The organism is Pseudorhizobium halotolerans, assembly GCF_902153235.2.
GTDB lineage: Bacteria > Pseudomonadota > Alphaproteobacteria > Rhizobiales > Rhizobiaceae > Neorhizobium > Neorhizobium flavum.
Genome location: NZ_CABFWE030000001.1, coordinates 301,104 through 322,158, shown reverse-complemented (window position 1 = coordinate 322,158; position 21,055 = coordinate 301,104). Strand labels below are relative to the sequence as shown.

General features: G+C 61.8%; 14 protein-coding genes and 1 pseudogene. 6 read left to right on the top strand and 9 right to left on the bottom strand.

The features are described from left to right. Window positions 1–58: 58 nt before the first annotated feature. Both FN060_RS01480 and FN060_RS01475 read right to left on the bottom strand, forming a co-directional pair. Window positions 59–1,177, bottom strand: coding sequence for a Gfo/Idh/MocA family protein (locus tag FN060_RS01480; protein ID WP_142586564.1), 1,119 nt, complete (start codon window positions 1,175–1,177; stop codon window positions 59–61). A gap of 11 nt (window positions 1,178–1,188) precedes the next feature. Next, complete coding sequence (locus tag FN060_RS01475) at window positions 1,189–1,893, bottom strand: GntR family transcriptional regulator (protein WP_142586563.1); 705 nt, start codon at window positions 1,891–1,893, stop codon at window positions 1,189–1,191. Window positions 1,894–1,985: 92 nt separating this feature from the next. On the opposite strand from FN060_RS01475, the gene FN060_RS01470 reads away from it, so the two are divergent. Genes FN060_RS01470 through FN060_RS01455 form a run of 4 tightly spaced genes read left to right on the top strand, consistent with a single transcriptional unit; the run spans window position 1,986 to window position 5,582 of the window. Continuing rightward, window positions 1,986–3,143 carry an LLM class flavin-dependent oxidoreductase gene (locus FN060_RS01470; RefSeq protein WP_142586562.1) on the top strand — a complete coding sequence of 386 codons (1,158 nt, stop codon included), beginning with the start codon at window positions 1,986–1,988 and terminating at the stop codon, window positions 3,141–3,143. Next, a complete protein-coding gene (locus FN060_RS01465) occupies window positions 3,143–4,036 on the top strand; it encodes an aldo/keto reductase (protein WP_142586561.1) in 894 nt (297 codons plus the stop codon). Before FN060_RS01470 ends, FN060_RS01465 begins: the two co-directional genes overlap by 1 nt. Continuing rightward, the gene (locus FN060_RS01460; RefSeq protein ID WP_142586560.1) at window positions 4,036–4,560 is read left to right on the top strand and encodes a flavin reductase family protein; all 525 of its coding nucleotides are present in this window, start codon (window positions 4,036–4,038) and stop codon (window positions 4,558–4,560) included. The genes FN060_RS01465 and FN060_RS01460 overlap by 1 nt, the downstream gene beginning before the upstream one ends. Before the next feature lie 2 nt (window positions 4,561–4,562). Continuing rightward, the gene (locus FN060_RS01455; RefSeq protein ID WP_142586559.1) at window positions 4,563–5,582 is read left to right on the top strand and encodes a YeiH family protein; all 1,020 of its coding nucleotides are present in this window, start codon (window positions 4,563–4,565) and stop codon (window positions 5,580–5,582) included. Between the two features lie 6 nt (window positions 5,583–5,588). Here the strand turns inward: FN060_RS01455 and FN060_RS01450 are convergent, their stop codons facing one another. The 7 genes from FN060_RS01450 to bglB all read right to left on the bottom strand — a co-directional run bounded on the left by FN060_RS01450 (window position 5,589) and on the right by bglB (window position 14,668). Beyond that, window positions 5,589–6,701: an ABC transporter ATP-binding protein gene (locus FN060_RS01450; RefSeq protein ID WP_142586558.1), complete on the bottom strand. Its 1,113-nt coding sequence runs from the start codon at window positions 6,699–6,701 to the stop codon at window positions 5,589–5,591. A 10-nt stretch (window positions 6,702–6,711) separates the two neighbouring features. Next, window positions 6,712–7,776 carry a carbohydrate ABC transporter permease gene (locus tag FN060_RS01445; RefSeq protein ID WP_142586557.1) on the bottom strand — a complete coding sequence of 355 codons (1,065 nt, stop codon included), beginning with the start codon at window positions 7,774–7,776 and terminating at the stop codon, window positions 6,712–6,714. Beyond that, window positions 7,776–8,798 (bottom strand): carbohydrate ABC transporter permease, encoded by a 1,023-nt coding sequence (locus tag FN060_RS01440; protein WP_142586556.1) that lies wholly within the window; start codon window positions 8,796–8,798, stop codon window positions 7,776–7,778. Before FN060_RS01440 ends, FN060_RS01445 begins: the two co-directional genes overlap by 1 nt. A 130-nt stretch (window positions 8,799–8,928) precedes the next feature. Continuing rightward, window positions 8,929–10,197 carry an ABC transporter substrate-binding protein gene (locus FN060_RS01435; RefSeq protein WP_142586555.1) on the bottom strand — a complete coding sequence of 423 codons (1,269 nt, stop codon included), beginning with the start codon at window positions 10,195–10,197 and terminating at the stop codon, window positions 8,929–8,931. Window positions 10,198–10,248: 51 nt separating this feature from the next. Then, a complete protein-coding gene (locus tag FN060_RS01430) occupies window positions 10,249–12,723 on the bottom strand; it encodes a hypothetical protein (RefSeq protein WP_142586554.1) in 2,475 nt (824 codons plus the stop codon). Between the two features lie 11 nt (window positions 12,724–12,734). Further along, window positions 12,735–13,571 carry a 5-dehydro-4-deoxy-D-glucuronate isomerase gene (kduI, locus tag FN060_RS01425; RefSeq protein ID WP_142586553.1) on the bottom strand — a complete coding sequence of 279 codons (837 nt, stop codon included), beginning with the start codon at window positions 13,569–13,571 and terminating at the stop codon, window positions 12,735–12,737. Then, window positions 13,568–14,668: a beta-galactosidase BglB gene (bglB, locus tag FN060_RS01420; protein WP_142586552.1), complete on the bottom strand. Its 1,101-nt coding sequence runs from the start codon at window positions 14,666–14,668 to the stop codon at window positions 13,568–13,570. Before bglB ends, kduI begins: the two co-directional genes overlap by 4 nt. 138 nt (window positions 14,669–14,806) lie before the next feature. Between bglB and FN060_RS01415 the strand changes: the two genes are divergently transcribed. Beyond that, the gene (locus FN060_RS01415) at window positions 14,807–15,856 is read left to right on the top strand and encodes a LacI family DNA-binding transcriptional regulator (RefSeq protein WP_142586755.1); all 1,050 of its coding nucleotides are present in this window, start codon (window positions 14,807–14,809) and stop codon (window positions 15,854–15,856) included. Window positions 15,857–16,089: 233 nt separating this feature from the next. Then, window positions 16,090–21,028, top strand: a pseudogene (locus tag FN060_RS01410) (HAMP domain-containing protein); the annotation flags it as partial. Between the last annotated feature and the right edge of the window lie 27 nt (window positions 21,029–21,055).

Sequence of the window (21,055 nt, the reverse complement as noted above, 5' to 3'; positions counted from 1 at the left end):
CGGCGGGACGTAGCGCAGAGGCAGTTCGGGTTGGCTACCGCCGAGGGCGGCAGGATTGTCAGGCGGTGATGCGTTCGGCCTGCCGGATCGGTGGGACCTCGATCACTCGGTTCGAAGCTGCCGCTTCCTTGGCCATCTGGCCCATGAAGGCGGCCCAGAGCCCATCGTCGAGCGTCACCTCGACGGGTGCTTGGCCTGCAACGGCCCTCTGGAAGCGCTGGTGCTGATAGAATGTCGAGCCGTTGTGGTCTCCGGCCTCTAGAAGCTGCGGATCGACCGGGATTTCCAGCTTCCTCGGCCCTTTCGGATCGCGCGGCGAGATGATGACCTGCGCGATCGGAGGAGCGCCAAGGTGATGCGGCCAGAACCTGCCCGGTCCGGGCACCTTGCACTCGATCTTCCCGTTCGGTCCGATCGCCGAGATTTCTTCTTGATAGCGTGCTCCTTCTGCAAACATGCAGAGCTCGAGCATTGCGCGGGCACCGGAATCAAAGTCGACAAGGACGTAGGCGTGGTCCCAGACATCGGACCTGCGACCGTCATGGACCTCGTCCAGGTGATTGACAGCCTGCCCGCCCGATGCCGCGATCCGGATCGGATCCGATTTCAGTATATGACGCATAAGATCGAAGAAGTGGCAGCATTTCTCCACCAGGGTCCCGCCTGTTTGATCGTTGAAGCGGTTCCAGTTGCCGACCTTCTGCAGGAACGGAAAGCGATGCTCGCGAATGGTCAGCATCCGGATACCGCCGGTCGCCTCCTCCGCTTCTCTGATCAGCCGTGCCACCGGAGGCATGTAGCGGTACTCCATCGCGACCCAGATCGGCGCGGGGTAGCGGTTACGCAGCGCCTCCAGCCTCGGTAGTTCGTCCATACTTGTGAACAGAGGTTTCTCCACGAGAACGGGAAGCGGGCGGATGGAGGCGACCTCTTCCAGTTGCGCCAGGTGTACGTGGTTCGGGCTGGCGATCAGAAGGCAGTTGATAGCGTTGATCTGCAGCAGTTCGGGAATGGAGGTTACAAAAATCGCTTGAGGAGCGATCGCCGCCGCTCGCTGACGCATCGTGGCATCCGGCTCGAAGATCGCGATCACTTTGGCGTCAGGTAGGAGTGCAATATTGCGCAGATGTTCCTGTCCCATCATCCCGCAGCCGATCACGCCGTACAGCAGTTTCATGTTGAGCTTTCCTATTTAAGCCGTGAGACATAGCGAGCGACTTCGTGATCGAGCCAGGTGCGGGATATTTCCGCGCGACGGCCCTCCTGGTCTTCGCTGATTCTGAGGACATGGACGGCGGCCGCGCCCGGGAGAGGCCGGAATGCCTTCGGCGCCCAGTCCGGCACGACATCTAGCCCGATGCGATCCTCGGCGCGGACGATCCAGAGGCCGATCCTCGTCCGGTAATAGAGGTAGAGGGACTCAGACAGGTCTTCCCGTTCGATCCGGTTCACATAGGACCCGTCCAACCAGATCTCCTCGATAGCGGCGGGCCTCCCGGACAGGTGGCGAAGCCGGCGTATCCGATGAGCATCAGCGCTCGTTCCGAATTGCGGCAGGCCGTCTGGCTTGCGCATGCGTGCGACATCAAGGACTTCGGCCGTCGGCAGCCCGCCCCCTTCGAGGAGTTCGAGCCTGAACATGGCGTAGACACTCTTCGGATCGCTCACCGCGCGAATGTAGTTGCCCGAGCCCTGGACGCGTTCTAACATCCCGTGCGCCTGCAGCTCCGAGAGCGCTTTCCGCAAGGTGCCGACGGCGATCCCCAGGTTTTCCGCCATCTCACGCTCCGGCGGCAGCTTTTCGCCGTCGATCAGGCGGCCGGCCGCGATGTCACGGATGAGAAGTTCCGTGATCTGGAGGTAGATGGGAAGGCTGCCTGCCGTTTGCTGCATTGATCTGAAGGAGTCATCTGCGAAAATTGATACACTATTGATTTACATTAAGTCGGGTGTTACGCAAGGACAAAATCGTCGGGAGGAATTCGATGACTGTGGTGCCGGTACGCTCTGCCGATCTTGATGGGTCCGAAATATCCTGGTTCGCCGCTCTCTGCTCCGACGATTACGAATATCTCGGGGTTCCGGACGGGCGCCTAAGGTCCAGCTGGGAACACTGTTCCGGGATCGTGCAGCAGGCAGAGGAGCTGGGCTTTCGCAACATCCTGTGCCCCTCGTCCTATCAGGTCGGGCAGGACACGTTGAGCTTCGTCGCGGGCTGCGCACCGATTACCAGCCGCATAAACATGCTCGCGGCCATAAGGTGCGGAGAAATGCAGCCGATCATGCTGGCGCGTACCATTGCCACGCTCGATCATATGCTGAAGGGACGCTTGACGCTCAATGTCATCAGTTCCGATTTCCCGGGCGAAGTGGCCGAGAGCAGCTATCGCTACAGGCGCAGCCACGAGGTTGTACAGATCCTGAGACAGGCCTGGACGCGCGACAGGATCGATCACGAAGGAGAGGTCTACCAGTTCAGGAACATAACCACGGACCCGGCCAGGCCCTACCAGCAGAACGGTGGGCCGCTCCTCTATTTCGGCGGCTATTCACCCGATGCGCTCGAACTGTGCGGCGCTCAATGTGACGTCTATCTCATGTGGCCGGAGTCCAAGGACCAACTGGCGGAACGCATGCGCGCCGTCCATGCCCGCGCCGAGGCTCATGGCCGGGTGCTGGACTACGGATTGCGTGTGCATGTGATCGTGCGCGATACGGAGCAGGAAGCGAGAGACTATGCCGAGCACCTCGTGTCGAAGCTGGACGACGAATACGGAAAGCTGATCCGTTCGCGCGCCCATGACAGCATCTCTCTCGGTGTCGCCCATCAGGCGCGGGCGCGAGAACTTGCAGACCAGTTTGGCTACGTCGAGCCGCATCTGTGGACAGGGATAGGGCGTGCCCGCTCCGGCTGCGGCGCTGCACTTGTCGGTTCCGCCGACCAGGTCCTGTCGGAGATTGAGGCCTATCGGAAGATGGGGATCCGCGCGTTCATCTTCTCGGGTTACCCTCATATAGACGAAGCGCGACACTTCGGCTCCAAGGTGCTCCCCCATCTGAGGACATGCTCTCTGCCCCATGCCTATGGCAGGGTGCCGAGCCAGACGCCGGCAACTCCACTAGGCGCAGGAGAACGCGTCTGATGGAACGCATAACGCTGTCTCCGGAGCTGGAGGTCAGCCGGGTCGTCTACGGGATGTGGCGCCTAGGAGATGATCCTGACACGTCACCCGCTCATGTCATAGCCAAAGTCGAAGCCTGTCTCGAACAGGGGATCACGACCATGGATCAGGCGGATATCTACGGCGGCTATCAGGCCGAGGCCATTCTCGGTGCTGCGTTGAAAACGGCGCGGGGCCTGCGGGAGAGAATCGAGATTGTCAGCAAGTGCGGGATAATAGGTCCATTCGGACGTCACGCGGCGGCTCGGGTGAAGCATTACGATACCAGCGCAGATCATATCAACGCTTCCGTCGAAGCCTCCCTTCGTGATCTGGCAACGGACTACCTCGACCTGTTCCCCATCCACCGGCCCGATCCCCTGCTCGATCCCGACGAGACGGGTGCGGCACTCGATGCGCTCGTGCAATCAGGTAAGGTCCGAGCCGTGGGCGTGTCAAACTTCCGGCCATGGGATTTCTCGCTTCTGCAATCGTCCATGGAATCGACGCTGATTACCAATCAGATCGAGATGAGCCTCCTCGCCGCTGAACCCTTCACCAATGGCGATCTTGCCTTCCTCTACGAGCGAATGATTCCGGTCATGGCGTGGTCACCGCTCGGCGGGGGCGCACTGCTGGCTGGTAGAAATCCTGAGCTTCTGGCCGCATTGCAGCGGATCGGCTCGGAGCAGGAGGTCGAGCCGGGAGCGGTCGCGGTTGCCTGGCTTCTGCTCCATCCTGCGAAGATCCTCCCGATCCTGGGGACGAACAATCCACAGCGTATCGGAAGCCTCGCGGAAGCAAGCAGGGTGGTGTTGGATCGGCAGACATGGTTCGAACTCTACAGTCTGGCACTTGGCCGGGAGGTGCCGTGATGGGCGCGATCGCATCCCCCTGCAGTCCCGAAAGGCTGTTCGTACCGGAACGAGGCAACGAGCGCGCCTACCGGGATGCACTCGGCAGTTTCACTACCGGCATCACCGTGGTCACCGCCATGACTGACCAGGGGCCCATTGGCATGACCGTGAACAGCTTCACATCGGTGTCGCTTGAGCCCCCGCTGGTGTTGTGGTCGCCCGCGAAGAGTTCCTCGAAGTATGGTTCCTTCCAGCAGGCGGTTCATTTCGCCATTCATGTCCTGGGGGCTGAACAGGGTCACCTGTGTCAGGCTTTTTCGCGTGGTGGGGCGGGTTTCGCCGGCCTCTCATGGGCAACGAGCGAAGAAGGCGTCCCAATCCTGTCCGATACCCTCGCACGCTTCGAATGCCGGCGTTCCGCCACGCACGATGCCGGAGACCATAGCCTTATTCTCGGGCGCGTGCTTCGGGTTGCCTTGCGGGATGGGGAGCCCCTTTGCTACTCCCGCGGCATGCTTGGTCGTTTCGCAGGAAGGAACTGAGATTGCCCCTGTTCGTGGCTGGCGTCCATGACGCCTGGCGCAGGTATTTCCGTGGCGTCGCGGTTTCCATTCTGGTCGCGCTCGCCGCCGCGTTTCTCTCGGAGCATTACGATGCGCCAGCGATGCTGCTAGCGATCCTGATCGGCCTCGCCCTTCACTTCCTGTCGGACGATCCCCGGACGACTGCGGGGCTGGATTTTGCCTCGCGCAACCTTCTGCGGGCGGGGGTGGCGCTGCTTGGGCTTCGCATCAGCGCCGCGCTGATCGGTGATCTGGGGTTCGGCCTCATTCTGCTCGTGATAGCCGCGGTGGCAGCAACGGTTGCCTTCGGCCTGCTTTCGTCCCGTCTCTTCGGTCAGGACGCGCGCTTCGGGACCTTGACGGGAGGTGCCGTCGCGATATGCGGTGCGTCGGCGGCGATGGCCATTGCAGCCGTGCTTGGGCGGTCGCGCTCCGAAGAGGCCGAGCGGGAGATGGCATTCGTGGTGATCGGCGTCACCATGCTGTCGACAATAGCCATGATCCTGTATCCCATCCTTGCAGACTTGCTCGGCCTCTCCGATCTAGCCACGGGCATCTTCCTGGGAGCAACCATCCACGATGTCGCTCAGGTTGCAGGCGCCGGATTCTCCGTCAGTCCCGCGGCCGGCGAGACTGCCGTGTTCGTCAAGCTCATCCGTGTCAGCATGCTTGCGCCCGTGGTGTTGCTTACGGCGCTAGCATTCAGTGGCAGCCGCGCAACCGGACCGTCGCCCGTTCTTTTCCCGGGCTTTCTCGCAGTCTTCATAGTCCTGGCCGGGATCAACTCCTTGATCGGGTTCCCTCCGGTCGTGGGCCAGTTGGCGGGTGTGTTTTCGCAATGGCTGCTGCTGACAGCAATCGCCGCTGTCGGTGTCAAGACCTCCCTGGCCTCCATCTTCCGCGTAGGCAGGCGTGCGATCGGCCTGCTTGTCGCGGAAACGCTCTTCCTCGCCGGGCTGGCCCTATCGGCACTGATGCTGCTGCACTCATCCGGGAGCTGAGTGTCGTCAGGCCGCTGCGCCACTTTGCGTTATGGGTCTCGTCGACAACAGCCGCAGATCCTGCTCATCGAAAAGGTGCAGGGGCGCAGCATTAAAGTCGAGTGGAACTTCGTCACCGGCTCGATAAACCTGCTGCCCGGGCAGAACCGCCAAGAGCCGCTCGCCGTGAATCTCACCATGGATCACTGTTTCAGACCCGAGCGCCTCTACGAGCCTCACCGTCATCCGGGGGCTGGCCGGATCCCGGCTCAAAGCAAGATGCTGCGGGCGTACACCTACCGTTACCTGCTGGCCCGCCTTCAGCCCGGCGTCATCTGCCGTCAGTGCGATCCGATGCCCGCCGGCAAGGGAGAGAACCGCGGAACTGCCGGCCGCTTCCAGGATCTCGCCGCTCAGGAAGTTCATGTGCGGCGCGCCGATGAAACCTGCGACGAAACGGTTTGCCGGCCTGTTGTAGATTTCCAGCGGCGTGCCGACTTGTTCGATCCTGCCGGCCCGCATGACGACGATGCGGTCTGCAAGCGTCATCGCCTCCACCTGATCATGCGTGACATAAATCATCGTCGAGGACAGACGAGCATGAAGGGCGGCCAGTTCAGCTCTTGTCGATACCCGCAGCTCGGCATCGAGGTTGGAGAGCGGCTCATCAAGCAGGAATGCCACGGGACGCCGAACGATTGCACGTCCGATCGCGACGCGCTGGCGCTGGCCACCGGAAAGCTGGCCAGGCCGCCGATCCATGTATGCCTCGATCTCCAACATGCGGGCCGCTTCCGTGATCCGCTCGGCGATTTCCACCTTCGGCATCTTCGAATTCTCGAGGCCGAATGCGAGGTTCTGCCGTACCGTCATATGCGGGTAGAGCGCGTAGGACTGGAAGACCATGGCGAGGCCACGCTCGGCGGCGGTGACGTCGTTGACGCGGCGCCCGTCAATCTCAAGTGTCCCGCCACTCACCTGCTCAAGCCCCGCGATGACCCGCAGGAGTGTCGATTTTCCGCATCCGGACGGGCCGACGAAAACGACCAATTCTCCGTCGTCGATGTGAAGGTTGATGTCATGCAGGACATCGACGGCGCCGAAGGATTTCTTGATGTTGGTGAGCTTGATCTGGCCCATTTGTGAATCCCTATTTCAGTCCGGCACGGGCGATGCCGGTGGTGATGAAGCGTTGCAGGAAGATGAACACCAGGACGACCGGGATCATCGTCACGACAGTCATCGCGAGGATGAAGTGCCACTGCACGTTAAGCTCGCCCGCATAAATGCTAAGGCCGACCTGCAGCGTGTAGAGCTCCCGGCGAGAGAGAACGATCAGCGGCCAGAGGAAGTCGTTCCAGCGCCAGACGACGGAAAAGATGGCGAGCACCGCGAGCGCAGGTGCGGCAAGCGGAAGGACGATGCGCCAGTAGATCTGCCATTCCGACGCCTTGTCCATCCGGGCTGCATCGATCAGCTCGTCCGGAATGGTCAGCATGTACTGCCGCAGGATGAAGACGCCGGTCGGCGTCGCCACCGTTGGCAGGATCACACCCCAGAGATTATTGAAGAGCCCCATCGACGAGATGATCGAGTAGAGCGGCACCATGATCACCGATAGCGGTACCATCAGGGTCGCGAGGATCACCAGCATCGCCACCGTCCGGCCGCGGAACTCATATTTCGAGAGCGCAAAGGCTGCCATGGAATTGACCACGAGGGTGATCAGTGTCGCCATGACGGTGACGAAGACCGAATTCCAGAGATACTGGACGAAATCGAACTGCACGAACGGCTGCGTATAGTTCTCCGTCGCAAGGGACATGGTGCGTACCGGTTTCCGGTCGGCGATATTGACCTTGATGATTTCTCCCGGCGCCTGCGGGTCGACCATCTGGCTGACGATGCCGATGCGACGGACTTCGGCCAGCACGCGGGTGCTCCCATCCGGCATGGCTGCCTCATAGAGGGCAAGTGGCTTGTCGTAACCCTCGACGGTTGCCTGTTGCGTCACGTAGGGCAGGATCGTGGGCGGAAATTCGGCCAGTGCCGCCGGCGTCTTGAAGGAGGAGAAGGCCAGCCATACAGCTGGCCCGAACATGACCAGCAGTCCGCCGACGAGCCAGACCCAGGTCAGGATGTCCGTCCAATGCCAGCCCTTGCCGGTTCCGCTTGTGCCCCTGCGCCGGAAGATGAAGCGTGCCGCCGATCCCATCATCTTTTTCCTTTCGCCTCCGAACGGCGGCCGATGCCGAGTTGGATCAGCGTCAGCACCACCAGAACCAGCCCCATCAGGATGGAGGCAGCGGCTGCGAGGCCCGGATTGCGCAACTGAGAGGCGAACCCGGTCTCGTAGATGTATTGGGTGAGGTAGAGAGTGCTCGTACCCGGGCCGCCGCCCGTGAGGACGTAGACTTCGTCGAATACCTGAACCGCCTTGATGAGCGCCAGCACCACGACGACCAGTAGGTTGGGTGCCAGGAGCGGCAGCGTGATCCGCCAGAAGACACGCGCAGGCTTCGTACCGTCCATTTCCGCGGCCTCGTAAAGGTCCTTCGGGATTGCCTGCAAGCCCGCGAGCAGGATGAGCGCGTAAAAGCCCATATGAGCCCAGATCGATACGCCCACCGCCGCGGCAAAGGCCCAGGTGCGGTCCGTGAGCCAGTTGTGCGGATCCATCCCGAGTTCGAACAGGGCGAAATTCAGCAGCCCCTGGCGTTGCAGGATCCACTTCCAGATCAGGCCGACCACCACAGGCGAGAGAAGGACAGGAAAGAAAAAGACCGCCCGCCAGAAGGAGCGGGCACGCAGATCGCGGTTGAGGATCAAAGCCGTAGCCAGAGCCAGCAGGATCATCGATGTAACCTGAAGCAGGACGAACCACGCAGTATTCCTGACCGCGGTCCAGAAGGCGTCTTCCTGGCAAGACATCGGATCCAGGTAGGAGCCGCACTGAAACAGGCGCTGGTACTGGTCCAGTCCCACGAAACTGCGCTCCGACAGGAACAGCGCCGTCCCTCCGCTCATGGAATAGACGAAGTTGATGGCGAGCGGCAGCAGCACGAATATGCCGAAGATCAGCATGTTCGGCATCAGGAAGAAGGCTGCCATGCCCGTTATTCCGGTCAGCCTCTGCAGCGCCCGCAAGGGTATGTCCACAAGGGTCATGAGGCCGTTGAGCGGCGCCATCATGATGGCGCCGAACTGCGACGGCGCGGACCGCTTGCTGCTGTTCATATCGTGCCCTCTCCGCGCCTAACCTCTGCGACCCCAACGTCGTCCTCCTCTCCCCGCGGGAGAGGAGGAATGGCTCAGGCCCTCATCGCTGTTGCGACACAGGGCTCCTAATTGTAGCGCTTCAGCGGTCCTAAAGGCCGCTATCCTTCACCTTCTGCGCAACATCGGCGTCGATGCGGGCGAAAGCATCCTCAATCGGAAGTTCGCCCGCCAGCGTCTGGCCGATACGGGTCACGATGGCTGCATAGACTGTGTCGGCCCAGCGCCAGGCCGGGAGCTTCAATGCCGTCGCGGAGGTTGCCTTGGAGGCCTCGACAAATGTTCCGAGTGCCGCCTTGGCCTGTTCGTTGTCGGTCTGGAAGTTCAAGCCACCCTTTTCCACGACCGCTTTGTGGGCCGGCAGGAAGAGTGTCCTTTCGGAGAACTCCTTGACGATCTCCTCCCGCGCCATCCAGTCCATGAAGGTCGCAACCTCCTGCGGATTCTTCGTGTACTTCACAGCAACGAGCGCCGCGCCGCCGGGCATGCCGGTGCAGGCTGCGGGACCGCAGGGACTGCCGGTTGCCACCCAGTCGAAGGCGTCACCAATCTTGGTGGCTAGGTTCGCGACCTGCCAGGAGCCTGAATAGTAGAAGGCGAGCTGGCCGTTGATGAAGTCATCCGCGGCAGCGCGATAGGTATTGCCCGCGGCCGAAACCCATACGTCCTTGGCAAAGGTGCCGTCTTCCGTCCAGCCCACGAATTTGCTCAGGAAATCCTTGCCGCCCTGGTCGAGCGGGGCAGGCTTCCCGTCCGAGCCGATATAGTTCGCTCCATAGGAAAGCATGGGAGCCGTGATGCGGTGACCCGAACGGTCGATCGCCATTGGGAAGGGGACCTGCTGGCTTTCAGCCACCTTCTTGGCCGCCTCCGCCCATTCCTCCCAGGTCGCCTGAGGTCCGGGGACCTCGACGCCCGCCTGATCGAAAAGCGTCTTGTTGGCGAACCCGCCTGTCAGCGTCAGCTGGGTCATGAAGCCGGAAATCTGGTCGGAGCCATCCGGACGCATCCAGTCGGCCTTGTCACCGAAGTTCTCGTCCCAGTAGGCGGGGTCCTTCACCAGCGGCCGCAGGTCGAGCCAATGGCGGGCTAGGTCCTTGATCGCGGTGACACGTGCGATATCGGGACCATTCCCGGCCTCCAACTGTACCGGCAGCTGCTCCTTGATGACGCTGTAGGCGACATTGTCGAGGATCACGTTGATCCCCGGGTTCTCCTTCATGAAGCGATCGACGAGGTCCTTCATGACCTCGCCCTCGACCCCGTCGGAGTACCACATGACGCGGACATCGCCGGCGATTGCGGCCGTGGACGTCAGGAGTGCGAGGGCAAGCCCCGCGATCATCGACGTTGTTTTCATTTCATTTCCTCCCTTTGTGGACGGAGCCTCCTTCCGTCCGGTTAGCATGCGTTAGATCATAATGGTGTCGCCTGCGACCGTATAATCACTTCGCAACAGTCGTCGGCCCTCGGCCTCCACCGAACCGTCCGCCAGGAAGCGGACAGGGCCGTATTCCGGATCCTCGACCGTCCAGCTATCGTCCGCCCCATCGGTCACTGCCAGCGCAGAAAAGCGATTTTCGACGGACTGCAGGTGCTCGGCTTCGCAAATGCGCACGATCCAGCGGGTGTTCGCACCCTGCTGCCGTAGCTCGCTTCCCGCGGAAGGACCTTGTTCCACAGGAACCAGATCGCTGCTGCCCTTCAGGAACACTGCTCCTCCACCGCTTCTCGCGAGCGCGGAGCGGCCCTTGACCCGCACCTCGTCAAACTCCGCCTGCGGGAACCAGGCGTGGGTAAAATCAGGCTGTTCCAGCTTCAGCCTGAAGTCGAGCACCGCGAGCCCACGATACTGCTGGACCCGAGGAACGGTGCCGCAGCCACCCCAATAGGATGGCCGGCCGTAGCCGAACTGGATCGTCTCGCCGGGGTGGTTGATCCAGATCGCAGCCTCGGGTCTTTCGCCGAGGCGCAAGTGCAGGATTGTCTCCTGATATCCCCAGTCGCCCCAGCGGTAATGCACCGCCGACCCCATGGCGAAGTGCTTGCCCTTGTAATGGTAGAGAGCGGCGAAGCGGTTCTCGCCCTGGGCAAAGCGCCATTCCTGGTGCGCGGCGTACTGATGATCAGCGATAGCCTCCAGGTCAGCAGGAACCTGCAGTCCGTGATCGCGCAGGCAGACCGCCAGTTGCGGGAGGGCGTGCACCCGCCGGCCGTACCAGCCTTTGCCCCAGAGAAGCCTCGCGACACCGGAAAGCTCCAGCGACCGTCCGGCGCAGAGCGTATGCTCATAGGACCGGCCCTGTGCCGCCGTCACCATGCCGTGATGGGCGGAGCGCGCAATGACCTCGCACAGCCGGACGATCCCGCTTTTAGCCCGATCGGCGATGTCGGCATCCGGGGAAAGGGCGGCGAGGGCCGTTAGCCCTTTCAGATCGATCGGGAAGTATGGGGCGGAGTTATATTCCGCCATTTCCCATTTCTCGAAGTGGTCGAGCCAGGCCCTGACCCTTTCGGCGCCAATCCGGCTCTGCTCCCGGCCGATACGCCCCGAGCGGGCGAAGGTCGCCTCGGGCAGCAGGTGGCCAGCCAGATAAGCGGAGGTGTGGAAGAGCAGGGCGTGGTTCTCAGAGAAATACCACTGAACATCGTTGCCAGGCTCGTCCATCCAGTAGCGATAGTGGAGAATGGCATTGTCGATCCGGCTCCGTGTTGCGTCGCCTATGTCCGCACCCCAAACCGTCCTCGACCAGATCAGCGGCACCAGCGAGAAGTCGGCGCAGTCATGGCAGTCTTCGATGGAGGGAAGGATCTCCTCGATCATGGCATCGGTCTCGGATCCGCCACGGCCGCTTGCGAGACGGGCGAAGGCCCGTACCGTGTCGCGTTCCGAGTGTTCGGAAACCTCGTCCAAGGCTTCAGTGATCCGGCCTGAAAGAGTTGCCGGCGCCCTTCCCTGACGAGCAACATGGCAGATCTCGACGCCCAGCGAACGGGAAGCGACGAAGCCACCGGCGGCCAGCGTGACACGGAAATGACGGAAATCGGCTGGGCAAGCTTCCGAGGGTCCGATGTCCAGGTCCGTTGCGCCAGCTGCCAGGACGAAATCGCGGTCGAAACGTTCGGTCGACATGAAGTCGCCTTCGATGGCGACATTTACCTGGACCTCCACGGGAAGTGGTGCCGCCAGCTTCAACGCAAGGTCGCCGCTAAAATAGTGCGGACGGTCGAAATGCATTCCGTCCAGCGCTGCTTCCAGGCTTTCGGCCACTGAAGACGCCACCGGAACCGGGAGAGAAAGGCGCGCGCCAGGACCTGAAAGGTAGTCCATCTGGAAGAAGTAGCGGGCGTCGCGTTCGGCGAGATCGTCGAAGAAGATGGTGATCTCGTTCGGCCCCTGTGCGAGCGGCAGGCTGAACTCCTGCTTGGCTTCAAGGTTGCGGCTATAGGGCGCCATCCAGCCGATCTCTTCACCGTTCACCCAGACGACGGCGCCGCCGCAGGTTCCGAGCCGGATCGCCGCAGTTCCCGCGGTATCTGCCTCGATATAGGTCCGCGCCCAGGCTGCAAGCCGCGTCGGGCGGAACCAGAAGCCGGAGAGATCGAGGCGGGGCGAGTCGAACGGCAGCCACCAGCGGGACGCTTCGAAGATACCGCGCACAGCGGGCCGCTTGTCACGGTAGGTCTCCGCAAACTGAGTGCGGCACGGATACTCATGTGGGATGAAGTTCTTCACCTTGGTGAGGAAGAAGAAGGGATCCATCTCCCCTTGCATCGGTGCATCCGGCACGTCGAATCGTTCTTCGGAGAGCGTGCCCAACTGCCAGTAGCGGATCGGATCTCCAGGGTTGAGCGCCTTCTGCATCCAGTGTGTCTGTGCGTTCATCAGTTTCGCGCTCATTTCAATTCGGAAAGGGCGACGGGTGTCACGTCGTTGTATTCTTGGTTCTCGCCGGTCATTCCCCAGACGAAGGCATAAGGCCCGGTTCCGGCACCCATGTGGATCGACCAGGCTGGCGAAAGCACCGCATTCCCGTCGGCAACAATCAGATGCCGGGTTTCCTCGGGACGACCCATCAGGTGGATCACCCGGTCCTCCTCCGATAGGTCGAAGTAGCAATAGGCTTCCATGCGCCGCTCATGCAGGTGTGGAGGCATGGTGTTCCAGATGCTGCCCTCGGCGAGATCGGTGATCCCCATGAGCAGAAGGCACGACGGCGCGACCTCCGGGTGGATGTACATGCGCAACTGGCGCTTGTTGGAACGCCGCGCGTCCCCGAGGTCAAGCGGCTTCGATTCCGCCTGCGTGATGAGCCGGTGCGGGACGTCAGCGCCGGCGGGTACCGAGTTCATGTAGAAGCGGGCTGGTCGCTCCGCCGATACGCTCGATGCCTTCAGTACTCGCGCGCCCCGGCCGACATAGAGCACGTCGCGATTGTTGAGGTCGAAGCTCTGGCCGTCGACGGTGATGGTGCCCGGGCCCCCGAGATTGGCGATGCCCATCTCGCGGGCGGACAGGAGGTGGGAAGTTCCGATGTCCTCGCCGCTTCCGAACTCAAGTGTCTTCGACACCGGAACTGCGCCGCCAAGGATCAGTCGATCCACATGGGTATAGGTGAAGCTCACTGAGTCGGGACGAAAGAGATCCTCGACGAGGAACTCGGCACGCAATTGCTCGGTATCGTAGCCTTTGACATCTTGCGGACCCGCACCGTAGAGAATCTTCATCGTCATGCTGCCTGCACTCCTGCATCGATGTGCCGAAGGGCTTCCGACAGGCAAAGGATCGACAGCGCCTGCCCGTAGCCGGTAGGCTGGAGAGGAATGTCCCTGTAGAACTGCAGGTCGTGACCCATCCGCGTGCCGTAGGAGACGTTGAGTACCGTACCGGTCTCATCGATATTATTCAGCACCGCCTCGACGGCCTTTAGCCCCGCCACGCGCCATTCCGCGGTACCCAAACCCAAGCGATGCCCCTTGAGAAGTCCGTAGCCGATGCCCGCGGTCGCAGAGATCTCCTCGTAGGAGGTCGGATCGTCGAGCAGCGTCCGCCACGCACCGGAGCCTGTCTGGAGCGGCAGCAGGGCATTCACCTGCGCCACGAGAACACCGAGAAGGAAATCCTTCACGGGCCTCGCCATCTCCGCCAAGTCAAACAGATCAAGAATGCCTGCAGTGATCCACGCATTGCCGCGTGCCCAGCGGGCATCGGCGAAATTATGCCGGCCGTCGAATGTCCAGCCGTGGAACCACAGGCCGGTCTTGCGGTCGGAAAGGTAGCGGGCATGGACGAGAAACTGGCGCGCCGCCTCGTCGATAAGCTCCTGGCGACCGCTTGCCTGGCCGTAGGAGGCGAGAAACAGCGCCACCATGTAGAGCGTATCGTCCCATAGTTCGTGATGATTGACCTTGTCGGAGACGTGATGCTCGAAGGCACCCTCCTCCGTTCGCCCCATCTCGGTCATCACGCGGTCCGCCCAGGAATCGAGCGGCTTCTGCCAGCGCGGATCACGGGTCTCTCGCCACAGAACGGAAAGGCCCAGCATGGGTGCTGTGGTGTTGACGTTGAGGGAGGGCAGTCCGGCACCGATTCGTTCGGCATACCAGTCTTCGACCAGTTGCCTCAGGTCCTGGCGGCCGGTGAACAGCCACAGGCGGATGAGGCCGTAGAGGCCGACGCCCTGCGGCCATTCCCAGCTGTCGAAGGAGATGTAGTCGCCTGCGCTACCGTCAAGATTGGGCTCGTCGAATCGACCATCGTGGCGCAGGCCGGTCATCCCCGCGACCAGCAGGTCGAGCTTGCGGCGGATTTCTCCAGCCGATCCTTGCATGTGCATCCTCCCACTCCGTCCAAATTCGGACAGGCGCCTCCTCCGGCTGCGGCGGATGTAAACATTGGAAAAATTCTTGCGCAATCTGAAAATTTTTTGCAGTTTGTCAACTGTGGAGGCGCATCGATGAACGGCGGGATGGGCAAGCGCGGTAAGAAGCCGCGACGCGTACGGCTGGAGGATATCGCGGCCAAGGTCGGCGTGTCGCTCAGCACCGTGTCGCGCGCCCTCTCCGGGGAGAAGGGCGTCCGCGAGGATGTTCGCCAGCGTATCCTGGATGCGGCACGCGATGCGAACTACGCCTTGCCGAAGCCGGTGGCCGGAACAAAGGTTGTTCTTGCGGCCTCGAGCGCGGCAATGATCGATTACGTGCGAAATCAGTTCACGCTCTATGTCCTTGAGGGGATCCGTGACAGGGCCGAGGCAGTCGGGATTGAGATCGTTACCAGGCCCGTGGCGGACGCCGCCGAGGAGCAGAGGGTCCTCGAGGAGGCGAGGCTTGATGAAGAGGTTGCCGGCCTGCTGTTCCTGACGGTGGATGACGAGCGAATGCTTGCGGCCACCCGCGACGTTGGCAAGCCGGTCGTTCTGATCAATGGCGATGATCCGCTCATGAGGCTCTCAAGCGTCACGCCCTGCAACAGGTCGGCCGCCCAACTGGCGACGGAATACCTGATCGAACGGGGACATGAGCGCATCCTGTTTCTCATGCGTCCAGGCCGCAGAACCATCGTTAGGCGGCTGGAAGGATGGCGAGACGCCCTGGCGCAGCATGGACTACCCCATCCGGAGGACCTCGTAATGTCGGTCGATGACTGGCTGCCGGAACTCGCCGATCAGGTCATCTCGGATCGGATCGGGCAGCGTGGGCTTGACTTCACCGCCGTCCTGGCAGCCGGTGAGAGTCTTGCCGTGGGTACCATGCGTGCCCTTGAACGCGCCGGCTATGGCGTTCCTGCGGACGTTTCAGTGATGGGGATGGACGATCTTCCCCAGGCCGCCTTCCTTAGCCCGCCGTTGACAACGGTGCACATACCGGCACGGGAGATCGGGATGACGGGAGTGGATCTTCTGCGCGACATATGTGCGGGATCGCCTGCACTGCCACGCCGGGTTGAACTTGCCTGCCACATCGTCGAGCGCCAGTCGGTGGCGGGTCGTCGACAAGACAAGGCCGAAGACGCATAGCAAAGGGCTATCCGACAGCCTTCCCTTTACGACCTTTGTGTCTTTGGGACGACAGGCGTGGCGGTATGATCGTGTAAATGGGGCTGGCCGTTGCCGCAGATGATCGCCGCCCTATTTTCTGCCGATCGTGTATCGACTTTGAGGGGGCGCAGTTGGTCAAGGCACGCGAGAATTCGGCAGACAATCCGGATCGGTCAGCCGCCGAGCTGGTCTCATCCGAGGGATCAGCCGGCATGTCCACAGGCGAGGCACTGCAGTTGGCGGCCTTGCTGGATGTCCTGCAACGGGTTCGCGGGGGCGACTTCACAGCAAGGCTGAGCTCCGACTATACCGGCCTGTCAGGCCGGGTCGCGGATGCCTTCAACGACATCATCGCAGCCAACCAGCGCATGGCGGCACAGCTTGACCATGTAGGCCAGCTCGTGGGCCGGGACGGGCGGACGAAGAATCGTGTTCGGCTAAGCCTTTCGGGCGGTGCCTGGAGTGACATGGAGGATTCCGTCAACGCTCTGATCGACGATCTCGTCTGGCCGACCCATGCTATGACGCGGACGATCTCGGCTGTTGCCAAGGGTGACCTGCTCCACACGGTGCCTCTGGATGTCGATGGACGCCCGCTGAAAGGGGAATTCCTGCGTTCGGCGGAGATCGTCAACGGCATGATCCGGCAGCTCGGTGTCTTCACCTCAGAGGTGACGCGCGTCGCCCGGGAAGTCGGCACGGATGGTAAGCTCGGTGGCCAGGCTCATGTTCCGGAAGTGACCGGCGTTTGGAAGGACCTGACCGAGAGCGTCAATTCCATGGCGTCTAACCTGACGGCGCAGGTCCGAAATATTTCAGACGTGACGATCGCTGTTGCCAATGGTGACCTCTCCAAGAAGATCACCGTCGATGTTCGGGGCGAAATCCTCCAGTTGAAGGAGGCCATCAACACGATGGTGGACCAGTTGCGGTCCTTCGCGTCGGAAGTGACCCGCGTTGCTCGGGAAGTCGGCACGGAAGGCAAGCTTGGCGGCCAGGCGATCGTACCGGGTGTCGCGGGCACCTGGAAGGACCTGACGGACTCGGTCAATGCCATGTGCGGTAACCTGACCGATCAGGTCCGCAACATTGCTGAGGTGACTACGGCCGTGGCGCGCGGTGACCTCTCGCGCAAGATCACGGTCGATGTGTCCGGCGAAATTCTGGAACTGAAGGAGACCATCAATACGATGGTCGATCAGTTGAACGGGTTTGCGGGCGAGGTGACCCGCGTTGCGCGTGAAGTCGGTACCGAAGGACGGCTTGGCGGGCAGGCGAAAGTGCCAGGCGTCGCCGGCACCTGGAAAGACCTCACCGACAACGTCAATTCCATGGCCTCCAACCTCACGGCCCAAGTGCGAAACATCGCTGAAGTCTCGACGGCGATTGCCAATGGAGACCTGTCGAAGAAGATCACGGTGACCGTGTCCGGCGAGATTCTCGAGCTGAAGGAGACCATCAATACGATGGTCGACCAGCTGAACTCCTTCGCCGGTGAAGTCACGCGCGTCGCCCGAGAGGTCGGTACCGAGGGCCGACTGGGCGGTCAGGCGAATGTGCGCGGCGTTGCTGGGACCTGGAAGGACCTCACCGAGAACGTTAACTCCATGGCCGGAAACCTGACGGCTCAGGTGCGCAACATTGCTGAAGTCTCGACGGCGATCGCCAATGGCGACCTCTCGAAGAAGATCACCGTTGACGTGAAGGGCGAGATCCTCGAACTCAAGGAGACCATCAACACGATGGTCGACCAGTTGAATGGCTTTGCCGGTGAGGTCACGCGCGTCGCCCGCGAGGTCGGGACCGAGGGTCAGCTGGGGGGCCAGGCGAATGTGCGCGGCGTTGCCGGTACGTGGAAGGATCTGACCGACAGCGTCAACTCCATGGCATCGAACCTGACGGCGCAGGTGCGCAACATCGCAGAGGTGGCGACCGCCGTCGCGCAGGGGGACCTTTCGAAGAAGATCACGGTGACCGTCTCGGGTGAGATTCTCGAACTAAAGGAAACCATCAACACGATGGTGGATCAGCTGAACGGGTTCGCTTCGGAGGTGACACGTGTCGCCCGCGAGGTCGGAACAGAGGGTCAGCTGGGGGGCCAGGCGAATGTGCGCGGCGTTGCCGGTACGTGGAAGGATCTGACCGACAGCGTCAACTCCATGGCATCCAACCTGACGGCTCAGGTGCGTAACATCGCCGAGGTGTCGACGGCGATCGCCAATGGCGACCTGTCGAAGAAGATCACCGTGGACGTGAAGGGTGAAATCCTTCAGTTGAAGGAAACTCTCAACACCATGGTCGACCAGTTGAACCGCTTTGCCTCGGAGGTGACGCGCGTTGCGCGCGAGGTGGGAACGGAAGGGAAGCTCGGTGGTCAGGCACAGGTGCCGGGCGTCGCCGGTACGTGGCAGGATTTGACCTACAACGTCAATTCGATGGCCTCGAACCTCACCGATCAGGTCCGCAACATTGCCGAGGTAACGACTGCTGTTGCGCGCGGTGACCTGTCGCGGAAGATCACCGTCGACGTCAAAGGAGAGATTCTCGAATTGAAGGACACCATCAACACGATGGTGGACCAGTTGAATGCCTTCGCGGGCGAAGTGACTCGTGTCGCCCGCGAGGTCGGGACGGAGGGAAATCTGGGCGGCCAGGCCCAGGTGCCGGGCGTTGCCGGCACGTGGAAGGACCTGACCGATAACGTCAACTCCATGGCGGGCAACCTGACAGCGCAGGTCCGGAACATCGCCGAAGTCGCGACGGCGATCGCCGGCGGCGACCTTTCCCGAAAGATCACGGTCGACGTGCGCGGCGAAATGCTCCTGCTGAAGGATACGCTGAATACGATGGTCGACCAGTTGCGGTCCTTCGCCGGCGAGGTGACGCGCGTCGCTCGCGAGGTGGGGACGGACGGGCGGCTCGGCGGCCAGGCCGTGGTCCCCGGTGTCGCGGGCACCTGGAAGGACCTGACCGACAACGTCAACCTTCTCGCGGCCAACCTCACCACGCAGGTGCGCAACATTGCCGAGGTCACCACGGCCGTTGCGCGCGGCGACCTGTCCCGCAAGATCACCGTCGAGGTGAAGGGTGAGATCCTCGAGCTGAAGAACACGATCAACACGATGGTTGATCAGTTGAACGCCTTTGCCGGTGAAGTGACGCGCGTGGCCCGCGAGGTCGGGACCGAAGGCAAGCTCGGGGGGCAGGCACAGGTGCCCGGCGTGGCGGGCACGTGGAAGGATCTGACGGATACCGTCAACGTCATGGCGACAAATCTCACCGAACAGGTCCGAGGCATCGTCAAGGTGGTGACCGCGGTTGCGAATGGTGACCTCACCCAAAACCTGACTGTCGCCTCGAAGGGGGAGGTTGCTGCCCTTGCAGACACCATCAACAACATGACCCACACCCTCGCTACCTTCGCCGACCAGGTGACCTCGGTTGCGCGAGAGGTCGGCGTCGAGGGGCGGCTGGGCGGCCAGGCGAGAGTCCCGGGCACGGCGGGGATCTGGAAGGATCTCACCGGCAACGTAAACCTCCTGGCCGCGAACCTGACCACCCAGGTGCGCGCCATCGCCGAGGTTGCCACGGCGGTGACAAAGGGTGACCTGACGCGCTCAATCCAGGTCCAGGCACGGGGAGAAGTCGCCGAGCTCAAGGACAATATAAATACGATGATCGGTAATCTGCGGCTTACCACCGAGCAGAATACCGACCAGGACTGGCTGAAGACGAACCTCGCTCGCCTGACCACCACGTTGCAGGGTCAGCGGGAACTCGCTCTCGTCGGCCAGACGCTGCTGCGGGAGCTGGCGCCGCTGGTGAGCGCACATCAGGGCGTCGTCTACCAAGTGAAGCAGGAGGTGGATGAACCGGCACTGGTGCTGCTTGCGACCTATGCGGACGGCGTCGGCCAATCAAATCCGCGCAGGATGCAGCTCGGCGAGGGGTTGATCGGGCAGTGCGCGCGTGATGGCCGGCAGATCCTGATCAGCGATATGCCGGATAACGTTGTGCCGATCGGCTCGGGAACCTTCTCGGCCCTGCCGCGCAGCGCCATCGTCCTGCCGATCCTATTCGAGGGACAGGTCAAAGCAGTGGTTGAGCTGACCTCGGTCGCGAACTTCACCGAGCTGCAGCTTTCCTTCCTGGAACAGCTCACATCGTCCATGGGAATCCTGCTGAACTCGATCGAAGCGACGATGCAGACCGAAGCCTTGCTGCAGCAGTCGCAGCAACTCGCGGCGGAACTTCAAACGCAGCAGAGCGAACTGCAGCAGACAAACGAGCAGTTGGAGCAGAAGGCCCAGCAGCTGGAAGAACGCAATGTGGAAGTGGAGGCCAAGAACCAGGAGATTGAGCAGGCAAGACGGGCTCTCGAGGAAAAGGCGACGGAACTGGCGCTCACTTCAAAGTACAAGTCTGAATTCCTGGCCAATATGTCGCACGAACTGCGGACGCCACTCAATTCGATCCTGATCCTCGGGCAGCAGCTCGGGGAGAACCCCGATGGAAACCTATCGTCAAAGCAAGTTGAATTCGCGAAGACGATCCATGGTGCGGGCACCGACCTTCTCAATCTTATCAGCGATATCCTGGACCTGTCGAAGATCGAGTCAGGAACGGTCTCCGTCGAAGCCGAGGAGCTCGCCCTCGGCAATCTTCTCGAAGTGATGGCGCGGCCATTCCGGCACGAGGCGGAATCCCGTGCACTTACCTTCGCGGTCGACCTGGATGACAGCCTGCCCCGCACTCTGATCACCGATGCCAAGCGGTTGCAGCAGATACTTAAGAACCTCCTGTCGAACGCGTTCAAGTTCACCTCCGAGGGCGGTGTCCAGTTAAGAGTTGAAACGGCAGCAAGTGGATGGAGTGAGAGCCGCCCTTCCCTCAAGAACGCACCAGCCGTCATTGCCTTCCATGTTTCCGATACCGGCATCGGCATTCCGGTCGAGAAGCAGAAGATCATCTTTGAGGCATTCCAGCAGGCGGATGCCTCGACGAGCAGGAACTATGGCGGGACCGGACTGGGACTGGCAATCAGTCGCGAACTTGCCAACCTTCTGGGCGGTGAGATCCAGCTTTCCAGCACCCCAGGCGAGGGGAGCACATTCACGCTCTACCTTCCGCTGACATTCGTCGGGGCGGCGACGCAGCCGGTCCGTAGCACCACGGGCG